Raw genomic sequence first — 3255 nt, forward strand, 5'->3', positions numbered from 1 at the left:
TAATCTCTTGTTGTGTTGCAAGATGATGCTGATTAGAATAATAGTTAGTTATTAAAATATAGCAAACTGCCATTCCTATTATAAGAAGACTCAGTGCAAACCATAGTCTAAAGACTAATTTAGGTGTTAAGGTCGATTGCTTTTTCATACTAAATCTCCTCATTAAACCTATAACCTATTCCCCAAGTAGTGAGAATATAAATGGGGTGTGACATATCGGGCTCTATCTTTGCCCGCAATCTATTAACATGAGAATTGACAGTATGTTCATAACCAGAGAAATTATAACCCCAAATGACATCTAACAATTCTGATCTACTGTAACTTCTTCCGGGATGACTCGCCAGTAACACTAAAAGATCAAACTCTTTAGGCGATAGTTCTACCTTACGGTCATTTAAAGTAACTCGGCGCATTTCTACATTTACTTTCAAATCGCCAAAATCCATTTCTGATTGATTAGTAGCATTAGCAGCAGCCTTTTCACTGCGTCGCATAACTGCTTTTGCCCTCGCCTTTAATTCTCTAACTGAAAATGGTTTAGTTATATAATCATCAGCTCCTATTTCCAGACCTAGAACTTTGTCTATCTCTTCACTTTTTGCGGTCACCATAATTATAGGAGTATCTTTAGTTTTTCTCAATTCTTTGCAAACCTCTATCCCATTTATAATAGGTATAGACAGATCTAATAAAATCAAATCATAATCCGTTTCCAGCGCTTTTTCTAGACCTGAGCGACCATCATGAACACTATCAACAATTGCATTAAGGTCTCTCATGTGAATATTGAGTAAATCAACAATCTCTAAATCATCCTCTACTATAAGTATTCTATTTTCCATAAACCAAATCAAATTAAAGCATATCACAAAAGCGTCACGATTTGATTCAAAAAGTTGATCGATTCGTTATAGGACTGCGATAACATAAAGGTTAGTTTGTATTGTAAAATTAAAACAATAATCATGAAAACTTACTTATCAATCGCAACCTTAGCAATACTTACTCTTGCTGGATGCTCTAATGACGATGATGCTTTAATGCCGTCACAAACAAAAAACTTAACTCTTAATATAAATGGATTAGAAGATCTTGGCAGTGGATATGCCTATGAAGGCTGGGTCATGGTAAATGGCTCACCTATTACCACAGGAGTCTTTACTGTAAATAGCTCTGGAGCATTAAGCCAAACTGTATTCCCAATGGACGCAGCAACTTTAAACGCAGGAACAGCATTTATCCTAACTATTGAACCTAGCCCAGATCCAGATCCTGCGCCAGCAGACTCTAAGTATATCGCAGGAGCATTTTCAAATGACACAGCAACTTTGACTACTGATTTTGGGCCTGCACCAGGTGACTTTACAACAGCTAGTGGTAGTTACTTTTTGAGAACTCCTACTGATGAAACAGGAATGAATAACGGGAATGACACAAATGGTGTATGGTTTGGTCTTCCAGGAATGCCACCTTCTGCCGATTTTAATTTACCTACATTACCTGCAGGATGGATCTATGAAGGTTGGGTTATAGGAGACGCAGGGCCACTTTCTACAGGAACATTTAGTGACTTTTCTTCTCGTGACTCTGGAAATGGTTTTTCAGGAACACAAAACAATGCTGGACCACCAGTACCTGGAGAAGACTTTTTTAACAATCTGCCAGCAGGAGAATCTCTACCATTCAGTGTAGTAGGTCGTAATGTGGTTATCACTGTAGAACCAGTTCCAGATAACTCTCCAGCTCCTTTTACATTAAAACCTTTAGCGTCTATCGCAGGGCCTGATACTGCTCCAAATTCTCAGTCATTTAATAACAATGTTACTGCATCATTCCCTACTGGTACCGTAAGTAGATAAGATATTTTGGTTGGTTAGTTGAAAAGCGCCTCATGTTTAAAGATCATGGGGCGTTTTCTTTTTGAGTAGATGGTAAAATATTGAAAACTTTTGTTATCAAATGAGATGGTATTTATACCGCTTTCGCGAAAGCGGAACCATAAAAATCCTTTTATAAATTTAAAAACTAAACATCAGACAACTGCTCTTCTCTTTTCTTAGACTTATAAGGATGCTTCAAATAGGCTTTTGCAAAAGCATAACCTTGAGCATAATTGATTCTAAAGTATTCTACGGCAATGTGAGCTAAAAATGCACTGACCGACAACATTAAAAACAACGGAAACAAAGAAACCGTTACATACTTAGAAACATACCAGCTGGCGATAGAACCAAAAATCATACTTACAGCTCCTACAAATGCACTTGCACTACCAGCACGTTTTGTAAACGGATTCAATGCTAGTGCGGTCACGTTTGGGTTTTGGAAACCTATACAAGTCATCATAAGAAATAACGTAGGGTAAACTACCCAAAAAGTAGGAGTAAAATAAGAGACATAAACAAATCCAAAACCAGTGATTAAAACCAATAATAAACTTACTACATAGGTAATTTGAAAAGTTGTAAAACGCGATAATGCAAGACGGTTGAACTGACTTCCTGCTATAAGACCAGCTGCATTACTACCAAATATATAGGCAAAGCTCTCCTGACTTTTATCAAAGAAATCCATAAATATAAATGGTGCTGCCGCAACATAACCCAATAACAACCCTATCACAAAACCTCTTGCTGTAGAAAAGACAAAGAAATCACGTTGTTTGTAAATACCCAGATATTCTTTTAAAACAGGAATAGGATGCAAACTCGTCGCTCGGTTAGGTTTAGAACTTTCTGGTAAAATAAAAACTACATTAAATAACATTAACGTTGCAAAACCTGCTAAACCGAAGAAAATCATTTCCCAATGATAGTGCTGGATGATAAATCCTCCTATACTAGGTGCAATTATAGGTGCAATTCCCATGATAAGCATTAAAGTTGAAAGTACATCGGCAACTTTTTCTTCATCAAAAAGGTCTCTAACTATCGCTTTACTCGCTACCATTCCTGCACAAGCACCTAAAGAAGTAAAAAACCTTAACGTTGCAAGGGATGTAACATCCCACGCATAAGCGCTCATAATACTAGTCAGTATATATAAGACAAGCCCAAAAATAAGTGGTCTTCTTCTTCCAAAACGATCCATTAAAGGACCATAAGCTAATTGACCAAGACCTATACCAATAAAGTAAGTGGTAAGCGTTAAACCTATCGCACTGGTATCTACTTTAAAATCTCCTGCGATTTGTTTGAAAGCTGGCAAGTAGGCGTCGATTGAAAATGGTCCGACTGCAATTAAAGTTCCCAA

The 3255-nt window shown here is 37.0% G+C and carries 3 protein-coding genes; 1 reads left to right on the forward strand and 2 read right to left on the reverse strand.

Translation table 11 applies throughout. The features are described 5' to 3' along the window. Positions 1-149: 149 nt before the first annotated feature. Positions 150-845 (reverse strand): response regulator transcription factor, encoded by a 696-nt coding sequence (locus A9Q93_RS05135; protein ID WP_303686311.1) that lies wholly within the window; start codon positions 843-845, stop codon positions 150-152. A gap of 123 nt (positions 846-968) precedes the next feature. Between A9Q93_RS05135 and A9Q93_RS05140 the strand changes: the two genes are divergently transcribed. Continuing rightward, positions 969-1862 carry a hypothetical protein gene (locus tag A9Q93_RS05140; RefSeq protein ID WP_303686312.1) on the forward strand — a complete coding sequence of 298 codons (894 nt, stop codon included), beginning with the start codon at positions 969-971 and terminating at the stop codon, positions 1860-1862. A gap of 166 nt (positions 1863-2028) precedes the next feature. On the opposite strand, the gene A9Q93_RS05145 is transcribed toward A9Q93_RS05140, so the two are convergent. Continuing rightward, positions 2029-3255 (reverse strand): multidrug effflux MFS transporter (locus A9Q93_RS05145; RefSeq protein WP_303686313.1); only part of this gene is annotated, 1227 nt, incomplete at its 5' end.

It is taken from the genome of Nonlabens dokdonensis, from assembly GCF_002162835.1.
Taxonomy (GTDB): domain Bacteria; phylum Bacteroidota; class Bacteroidia; order Flavobacteriales; family Flavobacteriaceae; genus Nonlabens; species Nonlabens dokdonensis_B.